Source organism: Barnesiella sp. WM24 (assembly GCF_004570975.1).
GTDB lineage: Bacteria > Bacteroidota > Bacteroidia > Bacteroidales > Muribaculaceae > Muribaculum.
This window is the reverse complement of sequence record NZ_SPPC01000008.1, coordinates 68,756-83,269: the sequence shown is the minus strand read 5'-3', so window position 1 is coordinate 83,269 and position 14,514 is coordinate 68,756. Positions and strand designations below refer to the sequence as shown.

The window sequence follows — 14,514 nt, the reverse complement described above, 5'->3', positions numbered from 1 at the left end:
ATACAAGCATGAAAGTTATAGTAAACAAGGCTTATGACAGGTTGAACGATTATATATCGTCGATACCGGATGTGTTTGGAGAAAGCGGCATCGAGATATACCATAAACGCAATATCGTAAAGATATTGCGTCACAACGAAACCGACCTTGTCGTCAAACGCTATAAGCGCCCCAACCTCATTCAACGTGTAGCATACAGCACTTTCTGTAGCGGAAAGGCTATGCGCGCCTATAGCTTTGCCATGCGCATGCTTGAGATGGGAATATCAACTCCGGCGCCCATAGCATATATCGAAATCAAAAAGTCAGGATTGCTAAGCGACAGTTACTTTATTTCGGAGCGCACCTACGACCTGCCGTTATTCCCCCTGCTCGTAGAGACACAAGACTTTGACAGGACTCTTGCTCGTGAAGTAGCCCAGTTTATTGCCTCGCTTCATGAGAAAGGAGTGCTACATGGAGACCCTAACCTCACCAATATATTATATCACGCAGACGGCGCAAGTCAGCGGTTTACTCTCATTGACACCAACCGCACGAAATTCGGCACACCCGTTTCCAAGAAAGAATGTATGGCAAACATCATGCGCCTTACCCACAGGCGTGACCTGCTCGGATTTATTGCACGGGAATATGCCTTATTGCGGGGATGGGACACTCGGGAGACCGAAACAAAAGTGTTAGAGATGCTGAGCCGATTTGAGCGCAGGCGTGAAAGGAAATATAAACTCAAACGCCTTCTCTTACCATTCAAAAGAAAGTGACACGCCAAGACCGTTAAGAGTCACAGTATTGTCACTCCAGTAATTGTAATTATTGTTTGACGTAATAAGCTCATATACGACTCCGATGTTCACAGCCTGACGTGGATTTACAGTGCTGACCGGTACCCTCACTCCTATCGCCGGCTTACAATAAAACTGCGCGTCGCCCGTCATGCATCCATGTTGCAACCTAAGATAGCTGTTGCCCATAAGCCACAGCGCGCCAAGTTTTACATCGGCGAAGAATGAGACCCCTCCCGAATTACCAAAATTAAAGCGGAAATCGGAAAATACAGGAATCATCACCTTTGTATCGGCACTTGAATGACGCCAATAGACCGGACGGTCACTGTCATCAGAAGGGACATCGGTATTAGTCATGGCAACCTCCACTCCGACACCCGCTCCCATGAAAAACCAGGATGAATACTGAAATCCTTGAGAAGTAGTGACCCCGATGATATTGGCGCGGTTGTCGCCAAGTCCCGCCACTCCCGACAGCTCGATAAATCCTTTGTAATTCATAGAGCCTGAAATAGCCGGAGAGATGATTCCCGGAAGCTGATTGGCGATTTCATAATACTGCGCGTTCACGTGCTGAGAGGCGGCCAACAATGTGACACCGCCAATCACGGCAATAATCCGTTTTAAAGATTTAGTAATCATAAGTAGAGTGTTTTTACCAAAATATAACACCCCGCAACTTCACTTTGTTGCAGGGTGTTACATATTCACCTGTCAGTTCACGTCACGGCTTGCGGAAACGCCACTTACAATTGTCGGAATTGAAGTCATACTCTTCAAGCGTAGGAGTGCTGTCGGCAATTGATGTGAGCACCAGTACCCGATCACATCCCGGCACCTCTTTAGGCATTATGCGGAATGTTCCGTCGACAAGCTGCTCGATGCGCCATAGCTGTTCAGGACTACCCGTAAAATGCGGTACGGTAATCACCTCGGCGTCAGAAGTCGCGGCAAGAGCCCTGTCAGTACCTTCTATAGTAATCTTATAATATGGCGATGTGAGATAGCCTCCGGCCTCAGGCACGGCAGTAATAGTCCATTTCTGATGAGGACGAAACATGTAGTCACCTATACGCACATTTATATCCCCGTCGCTCCATGAGCCTTTCACATCATCAAGAGTCAGCGGCGTTAGAGGAAGCAGCGGCTCTGAAACAGGCTCCCAGAACCGGTGTTTACCGCCCTCCATGCGCTGAAAGTCAACACAAAGCTCAAGCGCATAGCCTCTGCGCTCCGACTCTATCTCGTAAGTTCCGTCAACAAACCGCTCACCTGCAACAGGCCATCCGTCATTCCATAGCAACGGATAAAATGCAAGCACACTCATGCCTCCACGGTTGAAATCGGCCTCAAAATGACATGACATTTTCTCAACGCCCTCATCTTCTATGTAACGGCCGAAGTGTCCTGCGCCGGTCATGTTGTCGCGAGCCGCGATTACCATCTTGCCGCCCCCTTTCAGCATATCCCTGCCGAGCTTGTCAAGATATGGTCCCGTCACATTACGTGACCTGCCCACTACTATATTATAAGTCGAGTTGGGACCGTCGCAACAAGTGCCGTGAGTTCCCAGCAGATAATACCATCCGTCACGATACATAAGGTCGGTAGCCTCACAGTCGATGGCGATATCTACCGGCTCGTTTCCCTCAATCCTTCCGCCTGTAACAGGATCAAGCTCCACAAGACGTATAAACCCGAAATATGTGCCATAGGAAAGCCATAGTCTCCCGTCAACAGGGTCAAGAAGAAGCCCGGCGTCAATTGCGTCACAGTCATCGCCATCTTCCGACCACGCCACTTCTACAGGTTCGGAATAGGCAAAGTCGGGCGACTCCGGGTCAAGAGTCTTATTCCACATCGTCAGTACAGAACCTTTGTGAGAACCGCCAAGACCGCCGCCTGTAGCGCTATAAGCAACAAGATAGCGGTCGCCTATTTTCACAGCGTCGGGTGCGGCACCTCTGCCCGGACGCACCGCGCCGCCATGCCACGACCAGCCGTCGTCAGAAATAAGTCCGCCGCCACCTGTACCAAACGTATAATACTTTCCATCACATTCCATCACCGTCGAAGGGTCATGTATATATGGTTCACCAATCTGCGCGGTCACAGCCAAAGCACCTGAAAGCATTGCCGCCACGCTTGACATCCTGAGTATAGTTTTGATATTCATCTCAATCATAGTTTTTCAATTGTATAATCAGTCACAGGCACACCGTTGCCATCGACAAAGCGCACACAGAAATCACTCATACCGGGACCATTTATTATTGCACCCCTTATAACATTACGTCCCTTTTTAAGGGTGATTCTCTTTGACATGGCGTCATCTGCAACCATGCGCCTGTCACCCGACAACAAGAGCACCTCCTCACCGTCAATCCACCACATTGACGCAGAGTTGGAGCCGACGGCAAGACGCACATCCTTTATCTCCTCCTTACAGTCGATGACAGTGACGGCCCAGAAAAGCACCCCATAGACAGGTTTGTCAAGATTGGATGCAAAGCGGAAGAGTTTCACATTAAACAGCTTGCTGTCAAGCGAGTGCCACCTCAGTCGCTTTCCGTCTACTTTTACGGAAGCTCCATCATCAGGCACATCGGTAAATTGCCCTTTGAAATAAGGAGTCGTGAATACTTCTCTCAAATAGCTGTCAGTAAACACTGTATTACTACGATTGGGCTTTTCAATCGGCTCCAGTAGAAGCCATCTTCTGATAAACCCCTCTTTGTCAGGCACCGAATCCTCGGCAACCGTTTGTCCGAAATAATTATTCATTGTTCCGGGCAATGCCGGTTTTGCCGCAAAGCCTGAAATTCCGGTCATTACAAGCAGGAAAAACGCTTGCAATGACTTCATGTGAAAATGTGTCATGGTTACCTCTGTTTTTAACTAAAATATTATTACACAAAGATAATAATTAACAGTCAATTCACAAAAGGCATCCATAAAAAGCCACGCGAGAAAATCACCGGCTATTATAACTGTTGTTATAAGTACCTCCACCAGAGCCTACTCTGGCAGCAAGTCCTTTCAGACGCTTCAATATCCGCTGTTTAAGAGTAAGCGGAGTGAGGTCCAAGCCTGCAAGCCGACGGTCGGGCTCGGTAGCTATACGCAGACCGTCATGATCTATATTGCCAACCCTGGCAATCAGACCGGCTATATCGGGTTGTAATTCCGGCACTTCATCGGGGAGCGGCAACAGACCGAAATCAATCTGATTGAAACTGAATTTTTCCCACTCTTTAGCTTCTTTCAGACTTACATATTCTTTGTCGGCAAAATAAATCTCGGCATATGTAGACACAAAAAACGGTTCGTCACGGCGGTTGAACTGAAACATATCGCGTCCCCTGCCGTTTGACTCTATATTGACCGAAATTCCTGTCAGGCCACTTGCCGACAAGTAATCTGACACCAGAGCGTCAGTAAACCGGTATCTGACCTTTACACACTCAAAATCAATATTGTTTCTGAAGAAAAGCGACATATCGGGCATCCAGTGCCGACTTACAGTATCGGCAAGCACATTCACATCCAGCGACACATCATTGCCTTTCTTACGCCAAGTCTCAGTAGGGCTGTACTTGCCAAACACTGTGTCGACAGCATTGCAGGAATCAATCAACCGCGGCGGAACCGGCACCCGGTCAACCACGCCTACCCAGTCAGACCATGAAAAATGCTGGTTGAAACGGTCGCTTACGCTGTCCATGCCACTGCCGTTGGTGAAACGGTAATAAGACTTCGACGATAATACACGAGGCATACGCCATCCCTTAAACTTTTTCTTACCCCTTTGCGGCAACATGAAGTCAACCCACTTGTCACGATATAAAATTACGGTGTCAGTATAGGTGGACAGCGTAGAGTATTCCCTAACATAAGCAAGCATGTGCAACACTTCATTTCTGCGAGCGTCAACAACCACTTCCGGCAACTCACGCGACAGTTCCTTTAATCTGACCTCCGCCTCCGCCCCGCTGTCAATCACCCTCTCGGCATAGCCCAGGCATCTTACCGTGACGGGATAGGCTCCTGCCGGCACAAATGGCAATGCCCCTTTCGGCGAACATGTGCCAAGCATCCCGCCTTTTCTGTCAAATACCGATGCACCGCCAAGAGGTTCGCCCGATATAGAGTCGATGACTATGGTGCGCGTCTCACCTGCAAGCGCCTCTACCGACGTCCAACTGCCAACTGTCATAATAACCAAAATGACACACAGTCTTTTCAATCGGCATAATGTGATTCTGCAATCTCCTCGTTCCATTCCACGGTTTAAATTATCAACACAAAAGTAAGTAAAAGCTAATAATCCAAACCTAACAATAGTATTTTATAACATAATTAAATCATATTTAAAGGTTATAGTATAACAAAAGGTTGAATCTTAGAATTTAATCTAAAATTCAACCTTTTATTTAAGTCGGGGTGGCGGGATTCGAACTCGCGACCCCCTGCTCCCAAAGCAGGTGCGCTAACCGGACTGCGCTACGCCCCGATTGCTAAAAGCGAGGGCAAAGTTAGCACATTTTTTCTTAACCTGCAAATTATCGCAGATTAATATTCATCCCAGCTACGAATTTCGATATCATCAAGAGTGAGCCGGGTAAAGGCGTTGATAAACGCCGAGGCAAGACGGGCATTGGTCAACAACGGCACATTGAGGTCAATAGCCGCACGACGTATGCGATAACCGTTTGTAAGCTCAGTCTCCGACAGATTCTTGGGGATATTCACTACCAGATCCACTTCCTTATTATGGAGCAAGGTAAGCGCCTGAGGCTCCATGTCAGGCTGGCTCGGCCAGTAGACCTTTATCGCCGGTATTCCATTGTCGGTAAGGAACTGGTGGGTTCCTCCGGTAGCATACAGGCTATAGCCTGAATTGTGAAGCTCGTGGGCGGCGTCAAGCATTGCCGCTTTCTGTTTAGCCGTACCGGTAGAGAGCAATACGCCCTTTCCCTTTGAAGGAATACGCATTCCTACAGAAAGCATCGCCTTGAGGATAGCCTCGTCAGTGTCAGCACCGATACATCCCACCTCGCCGGTCGACGACATATCGACACCAAGCACAGGATCGGCGCCCTGCAGACGCGAGAATGAGAACTGCGATGCCTTTATGCCGACATAATCAAGGTCAAAGGCATTTTTATGAGGTTTCTCCACATCATGACCGAGCATCACGCGAGTGGCGATATCAATAAAGTTAAGCTTCAGCACCTTGCTGACAAACGGGAATGAACGCGAAGCCCTCAGGTTACATTCAATTACCTTGATGTCATTGTTTTTGGCAAGGAACTGAATATTAAACGGGCCTGAAATGTCGAGAGCCTTGGCTATCTTCTGGCTCACTTTCTTTATGCGGCGTATAGTCTCCACATAAAGTTTCTGCGGCGGGAACTGGATGGTGGCGTCACCGGAATGAACTCCGGCAAACTCGATATGCTCCGATATAGCATACACCTTAATCTCGCCATTCTGAGCCACGGCATCCATCTCAATCTCCTTGGCGTTCTGAATAAACTCAGTAACGACGACAGGATGCTGCTTGGAGACATTGGCGGCAAGACGCAGGAAGCGTTCAAGCTCTTCATTATTGCTGCACACATTCATCGCCGCTCCCGAAAGCACGTAGCTCGGACGCACAAGCACAGGAAATCCCACCTCATCGATAAACTTGTTGATGTCGTCAAACGAGGTCAGCTCGCGCCATCTCGGCTGGTCGACGCCTATACGGTCAAGCATCGCAGAAAATTTGTGACGGTCCTCGGCGTTGTCAATCGATTTAGCCGAAGTGCCGAGTATCGGGACACCGGCGTCGTCAAGACGAGTCGCAAGGTTGTTAGGTATCTGACCTCCTACCGACAGAATCACGCCGTGAGGCTGCTCAAGGTCGAGAATGTCCATGACGCGCTCATAAGTAAGCTCATCAAAATAGAGGCGGTCACACATGTCATAGTCAGTAGAGACCGTCTCCGGGTTATAGTTAATCATCACCGAGCGCCATCCCTCACGCTTTACGGTCATGAGAGCGTTGACCGAACACCAGTCAAACTCCACAGAGCTACCGATGCGGTAAGCACCCGAGCCAAGCACCACTATCGAACGATGGTCGTGAAGATACTCCACATCGTTGGCGGCTCCATTGTAAGTAAGATACAGATAATTGGTCATCGCGGGATATTCAGCGCCAAGAGTGTCAATCTGCTTGACAACAGGCACAATACCGAGTGATTTACGCATAGAGCGTATCTCAGCCACCGCACCCTCCACATCGGTCAGCGACTCTTTATATAAAGCTCGCGCAATCTGGAAGTCACTGAATCCCTGTTCCTTTGCCTGACGCAATAATGACACGGGCAACTGAGACGGCTCACTATAGGTCTCCATCTCGTCGGCAGTCATCACTATATTATACAGCTTGTGGAGAAACCACCTGTCAATCTTTGTAAGTTCATGGATACGCTCAACCGAATATCCGCCACGCATGGCCTTGGATATTACAAATATGCGCTTGTCAGTAGGATCAGTCAAGGCATGGTCAATATCAGCAATCTTCAGCTCCTTATTTTCAACGAAGCCATGCATGCCCTGCCCTATCATGCGCAGGCCCTTCTGGATAGCCTCCTCAAAAGTCCTTCCGATTGACATCACCTCACCTACCGACTTCATCGAAGAGCCGATTTCACGCTTCACACCGTGAAACTTACCGAGGTCCCAGCGCGGAATCTTGACAACGATATAATCAAGTGCCGGTTCAAAGAAAGCTGAAGTCTCCTTTGTCACAGAATTTTTAAGGTCAAACAGTCCGTATCCCAGACCGAGCTTTGCGGCGACAAAAGCAAGCGGATAGCCTGTAGCCTTCGACGCAAGCGCTGAAGAACGCGACAATCGGGCGTTGACCTCTATGACGCGGTAATCCATTGATGCGGGGTCAAAAGCATACTGCACATTACACTCACCGACAATTCCGATGTGGCGTATAATCTTTATGGCAAGCTTACGCAGATAGTGGTAATCCTCATTAGAGAGAGTCTGCGACGGAGCGACGACGATTGACTCACCGGTGTGGATGCCGAGCGGGTCAAAATTTTCCATGTTACATACAGTGATGCAATTGTCAAATCTGTCGCGCACCACTTCATACTCCACCTCTTTCCAGCCTTTAAGCGACTTCTCCACAAGCACCTGCGGAGAAAAAGCAAGAGCTTTCTCCACCAGAGCGACAAGCTGCTGCTCGTCATCACAGAAACCGCTGCCAAGTCCACCAAGCGCATAAGCCGCACGGACAATGACAGGATAACCGAGATTATTGGCGGCGGCAATCGCATCGTGAACGTTGCTCACAGCCTCGCTTTTAATTGTCTTTACATTTATCTGGTCAAGCTTCTTTACAAACAGTTCGCGATCCTCGGTATCCATAATTGCCCTCACGGGAGTACCGAGCACCTTTACGTCATACTTTTCAAGCACTCCGCTTTCATACAGCGCCACACCACAGTTAAGCGCCGTCTGTCCGCCAAATGCGAGCATGATTCCTTCGGGACGCTCCTTCTCAATCACCTTCTCTACGAAATAAGGTGTCACCGGAAGGAAGTAAATCTTGTCGGCAAAACCTTCAGATGTCTGTACCGTAGCGATATTGGGGTTGATAAGCACAGTCTCTATGCCCTCCTCTTTCATCGCCTTGAGAGCCTGAGAGCCGGAGTAGTCAAACTCACCGGCCTCGCCAATTTTCAAAGCTCCGCTACCGAGGAGCAACACTTTCTTTATTGAATCTTGATTCATATCTTGCTGTTTTGCCTGATGTTATAACATATTAATGAACTCATCGAAGAGAAATTCCGTGTCTTTCGGCCCGGAAGAAGCCTCTGGATGAAACTGCGCGGAGAAGAATGGTTTTGTCTTATGCCGTATACCCTCGTTAGTACCGTCATTCATATTGACAAACAACGGTTCCCACTCATCAGGAAGAGTCGCGCTGTCGACAGCAAATCCATGATTCTGAGAGGTGATATAGCATTTATCAGTACCGACGCGGCGCACAGGCTGATTATGACTGCGATGACCGTAAGAGAGTTTATAGGTCTTAGCCCCGGCTGCTTTTGACAGAAGCTGATTTCCCATGCAGATACCGCATATGGGCTTACCTATCTCGATAGCCTTTCTTATATTTTCAACAGTCTTTTCCGCCATATCGGGATTTCCGGGACCATTGGAGATAAACAATCCGTCGTAAGGAATCGACGTGAAATCATAATCCCAGGGCACGCGTATCACCTTTACCCCACGACGCGTGAGACAGCGTATGATATTGTGTTTCACGCCACAGTCGACCAGCACTACGGTCTTGGGACCTTCACCGTGAACCTCAACACGCTTACAGCTCACCTTGGCGACAAGATTTTCAGCGTTAGGGTCGTAAAACGGCACATCGTCAGCACCATCTACAATGATTTTGCCAAGCATAGACCCATGCTCGCGAAGATGCTTTGTGAGGGCACGGGTGTCAACCCCGTATATACCCGCGATTTTCTCTTCTTTAAGCCAGTCGGCAAGCGAACGGTCAGCCTGCCAGTGGCTATGGTCCCAGGAATAATCCTGTGCCACTATAGCCTTGCAATGGATGTGTTCGCTTTCGTAATACTCGCTTACATCATCCTTTTCCCGGCAAGGCGGGACTCCGTAATTACCAAGTATGGGGTAAGTGGTGACAAGAATCTGTCCCTCATAAGAAGGGTCGGTAAGGCTTTCCGGATATCCGGTCATCGCTGTGTTAAACACTACCTCACCTGCTGTCGATGAATCATAGCCGAATGACTTTCCTTCAAAGACTGTGCCGTCCTCAAGTATAAGTCTTGCTTTTTTTATCTCGCGCATACGATAGAAAATATGATGGTGGAATAATAATTATAACAATTCACAGGCTTTCTATCGTGAAAACCGTGCAAAGTTAGTAATTATTTCGGTATTGACTGTCACGATGCCACCAAAATTCTCAAATCAGCGTCATTTTAGCATCATTTCACCTTTAGGGAAGCGGTATATGTCAGTCAAGCAGAGGAAATACAAATATAAATTTACTACCGGTGGTATAGTCGGGATCAATCGTGACCACACCGCCAAGACGGTTGGCGACCGTGCGGCATATCGCCAATCCGAGTCCGCCGCCCTGCTTAAATTCGTCAAGCTTGGTGAAACGTTCAAATATAATGTCACGCTTGTCGGCAGGTATGCCATAACCCGTGTCGGTGACGGTGACCCTCATCTTCTTGCCTCCGGGCAGGATGTCACACTGCAGCGTGACCGTACCGCTGATTGTGAATTTAAACGCGTTATGAAGAAGATTGACAATGACAAGCTCCACCAAGTGGCGATACATCATACGCGGACGGTCATCGGCCAGAGGTATCATCACAAACTCCACGTCGTCATTGATTTTAGACTCCACCTGCCGCAAGGCGGTGCTGCAAAGCTCCGACATCACCACAGGCTGAGGCGTGTCGTCGGTCTCTCCCGAATCAAGGTTGGAAAGTTCGACCACATCTCCTATCAGTTTCAAAAGGTCATTGCTGTTACGCTCGATTATCGAGGCGTATTTTTTCATAGGACCGACGTTGGCATTGGCGAATACCTGGGCAAAACCGACAATGGCATTCAACGGAGTGCGTATCTCGTGATTTATATTCTGGATAAAAGTCGTCTTCATCTCACTCGCTTTTTCTGCCACATCCTTAGCCTTGGCAAGCTCTTGGCTCTTGGCTTCAAGCAACCTGCGATATTTCCTTATGCGGCGTATGTGTATCACCGCTACCGTAAGACCTCCGATTAAGAACAAAATCACTATGCCGGTGGCTATAATCACCTTCTTATACTCGCTCCAGAAAGTCTCCGGCACATTAATTATCTCCGATCCTGCTGGCAGAAGAGTCTCATCGATTTCAAGCTGTTCAAGTCGAGTACCGTCAAAAAGATATTTGCCGTCGACAAGACGCACCCCCATTACAGTCTTACCTCCCGACTGCAGATAATCAAGACACTCCTGTGCAAGCTCAGCACCGAGATTGTGGTAATCGGGCACATAGCCGCCAAGCACCCAGTGACCGAGACCGATTGAAGAAATCGTGAATGCCGGCAAGTCGATATTGGCATCGCGCAACACATAAGTAGTGCTTTTCAACACGAAATCATCCGAAGGCCCCACACGCCAGGTGCCACACAACAACACACAATGAGGCGACAGCCCGGCAAGGCGTCCGCTCACCTCAACAAGCGACTGCACCCTGCCGTCAAGGAAAGAAAATGAATATTCAGGATATTCTGCCATCTCCGACTTCACAAACGCCTGCATGTTCACTCCTCCGAAACTGTTGTCGGACAGAAATACAAGCTCACGGGTAAACGGGAACAGTTTTTTAACAAGTCCGATATTCTCATATAGGCGATATTGGTAAGCATAGCCGCCTACTATGTTAAAATCGGGAAAATCCTTTAGTATATCTTTTGACTCCGGCATCCACCTGTCCAAATCGACGGAATCGGGAGGAGTCAGTATAGTATTGCGGCTCACCATGCCACAGATTACCGGCATCTTCTTATATTCAGGATTTTCCTGTGAGAGAAACGCGCTCCATGCCTCTTGACCGAGCACTACCACCACTCCGGGCTCATTGTCGCCTGTATGCTTTACCAATATCGCCGCCATACGCTCTTTCCACGTCTTTGCCTCAGAATAGGCAAGACAGTTCAGACTCTCGACGACAATCTTGTCAGGGTCAGAGCCTAAGCGTTCAAAAGCATCCACAAATGCTGACAATGTAGACGCCATGGATTGAGTATCCGGATTATAAGAAGTAATGACAAGTACGCCTTTGCCTTGTCCGGCATTGGCTCCAAAGGGCAATAATACTAATAGCAACGACAATAACAAGTGCTGTAGCGCAATCTTGCAACCAAACAATCTAATTCGCCAATTTTTACGCATAGGATAACAATGATGCGCAAAATTAGTATTAATTTTACAAAAAGCGGCTTGTGTATTTGATTATTTTTGTTAATTAACACTTTTTGGTTAAAAAGAGAGCGTTATCTCCTTGGGTGAAAGACCCGATGCCGGCGCATGTGCAGACTCCGGCAACATCATTTGCTTGTCAGAACCTCACATCAAATCCCCTACGGCGCAATGCGTCAAGCGTATTGTATGACATCGCCTCCCGATAGTAAGATATAATGTGTTCCGCCCAGTCATTATCGGTCTTTGTGCCGGAACGCGTGGCGTTATATTTCGTTATTTCTTTATCATATGCCATCAAGTCAGGCAACATACTGTCTTCCCTGTAACGATTCTTAAAAATCATCAGTTCTTTAGGCTGCTTGGGCTTTATATCAGGCATTTCCCTGGGCACTCCTATTGCAAGACCACACACGACAAACACCTTCGGCGGAAGCTTCATCAATCTTGCGATAGCGTCAGGCGCAGCCGTTCTGGCATATCCGATAGGGCATGTTCCGAGACCGCATGCCTCGGCAGCTGTAAGTGCATTCATCATCGCAAGAGTAGCATCCACCACCCCGACAATCACCCCGTCGGCGGTAAGCGGAAAGCCCGGCAATTCAATCGACTTGGCTTCGGCAATCTCGGTAATCTTATTATAATCGGCACAAAACAGAAAGAAATGACGACAAGTCTTAACCTGTTTCTGTCCGGTAAGTTCATAAATTTTCTCTTTAACCGACTGGTCATCCACATCAATCACAGAAAACTGCTGTCCGTTGTAGCTTGTAGGCGTGTTACGGATAGCCTCATAGATAAAATCCAAAGACTCGGCGGGAATATCCTCTCTCTCGTAGCGACGGATGCTGCGTCGTTCAAGTAATGTTGACTTTATATCTTTCATGTAGCGATGTGAATTAATCGATTCTGTTAATTAACATCCCTACCACTTAATTTGTTCACCCGAGAGACCCGATTTTCATTATATCCGATTCAAAATTCTCCCGGTCGATTGCCCGGTTCTTCAGTCGGTTGCGATAAGCATAGATTGTATGTACCGAATAGTTAAGCACTTGCGCTATCCTGATGCTTTCCTCCACCCCGAGCCTCATAAACGCCAGTATACGCAGGTCGGTGTTAAGCAGCTCGCCATCTTTCAGCACGATTATTTCATCGGGCTTCAGAAGCGAATTGACATCGGCGACAAATGTAGGATAAATATGAAGAAAGGCCCTGTCAAATGTATCGTAAAACTCCTGGCTCTGCTCTTCGACAAAACGCCCTGACTTGGTCATCTTGTAAAGGTCGTCGGCATGGCCGGTCGAGATCTTGCGCTCCGCAATCTTACAAAACTGGTTCAGCTTGTTCATGTATATCGTACACAGGTTCAGAAACTGGCTCATATACATCTCCTTCACGCGGTTGGCATTGGCAAGCACCATCTGGAGCTTCTCCATATGAGACATTTCCTTGCGCAATTTGACAAGAATAGCTATTACCGCGACAAGCAGAAGCGACATCGCCACTATCGCGAAGTAAAGCCTTCGCCGGCTAAGCGTCAAAGAATCCCGGTAAGCCGCGGCAATCACAGGCAGCGCCTCCGATGTCTGCAACATACGCATCGACGCATTACACTCGACAGCATAAGCGAGCGCGACCGACAGGTAATCATAGAACCGCCCTATCTCTTCCCGGTCATAAAGAGCGATGCCAAGCTCCTGCAGCGACACCATCTCGCGCGTGGCGCTCTGAATATCGGCGACAGCCGACTTTGCGAGATAAAAGAGATGAGAGTCAGTGTCTCCGCGATTTTTTGATATACGGCTTATTATGTGGGAAGCGCGAGCGGCTATATTTGTATTTCCCGGAATTGAGTCAAGAAGATCAAGCAACACCGCCCTTGCCTCCGAAGGCTTTCCGGTCAGGAAAAAGTATTCACCCTGGTTAAGCAGAAATTTTTCCGACCCGGCCGGCAGCTCGTCGACAAGCTGACGCTGTATCTCAATCGACTTGTCAAGCCAGCTGTCATACTCGTCACGGTAATTGACAAAAAAGGAAGCCTGATAGCTGTACATCTGTCGGCCTGATTCAAGAGCCACAAGACGCAACTCGGGATTCAACGAGTCGATAGGAATAGACTCAAACATCTCCACCGCCATTGCGCCAAGACCGGCAACCGGCAGCACGGCAATACGCTTGAGCCTGAAGTTCATTGCCATGTCACGCTCGCCGAGCCTGTTGGACAGCATTTCGCCTCGCTCATAGTTTACTATCGCAGAGTCTGTAAGATAACCGGTATAGCAGTCGCCAAGCTGCATTATCAAGTCAAGGCGGCGCACATCGCGACGAGGGAGCTCCACGATAAGACGATTGAGCGAATCAATCATAGAACTGCGGCGTTTCAGATATATATGACGACGGACAAGCTCATTGTCTACCCGCTCAAGCTCACTCTCCACATCCGGCGCATTAACATCAAGCGCAGCACCAAGCCTGAGGCCTGACACTGACAATATCGACAGCAAAAGGATAGCAACACACTTTTTCACAATTTCACCGGTTTATCATTTATTGGTTGTAAATATAGCCATTTTTCACGGAATATTGCCAAAGAAGCTCTATTTTTTTTGCTTTGCCATCTTCTTTGTTCATCTCCGCGACCAGCTCTATTACATTAGCAAGCTTAACTCAAACATGACAATACAGACAGTCCAAAAC

General features: G+C 48.3%; 10 protein-coding genes and 1 tRNA gene. 1 reads left to right on the top strand and 10 read right to left on the bottom strand.

Annotated features, from left to right (window positions below; all coding sequences use genetic code 11):
• The first annotated feature begins 8 nt into the window (after positions 1-8).
• Positions 9-764 carry a lipopolysaccharide kinase InaA family protein gene (locus tag E4T81_RS09935; RefSeq protein WP_135044093.1) on the top strand — a complete coding sequence of 252 codons (756 nt, stop codon included), beginning with the start codon at positions 9-11 and terminating at the stop codon, positions 762-764.
• Here E4T81_RS09935 and E4T81_RS09930 read toward each other — a convergent pair.
• From E4T81_RS09930 to E4T81_RS09885, 10 genes are all read right to left on the bottom strand, one after another.
• The gene (locus E4T81_RS09930) at positions 744-1,430 is read right to left on the bottom strand and encodes a hypothetical protein (protein WP_135044091.1); all 687 of its coding nucleotides are present in this window, start codon (positions 1,428-1,430) and stop codon (positions 744-746) included. The genes E4T81_RS09935 and E4T81_RS09930 overlap by 21 nt on opposite strands.
• 82 nt (positions 1,431-1,512) lie before the next feature.
• Entirely contained in the window at positions 1,513-2,964 is a 1,452-nt protein-coding gene (locus E4T81_RS09925; RefSeq protein WP_371683044.1) for a family 43 glycosylhydrolase, read from the bottom strand.
• Positions 2,965-2,969: 5 nt separating this feature from the next.
• Positions 2,970-3,668, bottom strand: a complete 699-nt coding sequence (locus E4T81_RS09920) for an acetylxylan esterase (RefSeq protein WP_135044087.1) — start codon at positions 3,666-3,668, stop codon at positions 2,970-2,972.
• A 94-nt stretch (positions 3,669-3,762) separates the two neighbouring features.
• A complete protein-coding gene (locus E4T81_RS09915) occupies positions 3,763-5,004 on the bottom strand; it encodes a carboxypeptidase-like regulatory domain-containing protein (RefSeq protein ID WP_135044085.1) in 1,242 nt (413 codons plus the stop codon).
• Between the two features lie 222 nt (positions 5,005-5,226).
• A tRNA-Pro gene (locus E4T81_RS09910) sits at positions 5,227-5,301 on the bottom strand.
• Positions 5,302-5,360: 59 nt separating this feature from the next.
• Positions 5,361-8,591, bottom strand: a complete 3,231-nt coding sequence (gene carB / locus E4T81_RS09905) for a carbamoyl-phosphate synthase (glutamine-hydrolyzing) large subunit (RefSeq protein ID WP_135044083.1) — start codon at positions 8,589-8,591, stop codon at positions 5,361-5,363.
• A gap of 21 nt (positions 8,592-8,612) precedes the next feature.
• A complete protein-coding gene (carA, locus tag E4T81_RS09900) occupies positions 8,613-9,683 on the bottom strand; it encodes a glutamine-hydrolyzing carbamoyl-phosphate synthase small subunit (protein WP_135044081.1) in 1,071 nt (356 codons plus the stop codon).
• Between the two features lie 169 nt (positions 9,684-9,852).
• Positions 9,853-11,631 (bottom strand): HAMP domain-containing sensor histidine kinase, encoded by a 1,779-nt coding sequence (locus E4T81_RS09895; RefSeq protein WP_167761836.1) that lies wholly within the window; start codon positions 11,629-11,631, stop codon positions 9,853-9,855.
• Positions 11,632-11,953: 322 nt separating this feature from the next.
• A complete protein-coding gene (locus E4T81_RS09890; RefSeq protein ID WP_135044077.1) occupies positions 11,954-12,700 on the bottom strand; it encodes a nitroreductase family protein in 747 nt (248 codons plus the stop codon).
• Between the two features lie 55 nt (positions 12,701-12,755).
• Positions 12,756-14,345 (bottom strand): DUF6377 domain-containing protein, encoded by a 1,590-nt coding sequence (locus tag E4T81_RS09885; RefSeq protein ID WP_135044075.1) that lies wholly within the window; start codon positions 14,343-14,345, stop codon positions 12,756-12,758.
• Positions 14,346-14,514: the final 169 nt, after the last annotated feature.